Here is a 237-nt window from a genome sequence, read left to right on the forward strand (position 1 = left end):
GTTAATCAAGGCACCCAAAAGCACGACGTCGGAACCAGCCCGGATGGGAATGTGCTTGTCAGCTACCGCGGACGTACGCGTGAAACGGGGATCCACGTGGATGACTTTAGCTCCGCGTGCCTTGGCTTCCGCTACCCACTGGTAGCCCACGGGGTGGCACTCCGCCATGTTGGAACCCTGAATGACGATGCAGTCGGCGTTAGCCATGTCCGGCAGTGATTGAGTCGCACCACCTCG

At 59.9% G+C, this 237-nt stretch carries 1 protein-coding gene; it reads right to left on the reverse strand.

Translation table 11 applies throughout. The annotated features are described in order from the left end of the window. A partial coding sequence (locus SB724_RS21730) for a molybdopterin-dependent oxidoreductase (protein WP_486304069.1) occupies nt 1–216 on the reverse strand: 216 nt, incomplete at its 3' end. Nucleotides 217–237 lie beyond the last annotated feature (21 nt).

It is taken from the genome of Bacillus sp. SIMBA_031, from assembly GCF_046535225.1.
GTDB classification, from domain to species: domain Bacteria; phylum Bacillota; class Bacilli; order Bacillales; family Bacillaceae; genus Bacillus; species Bacillus velezensis.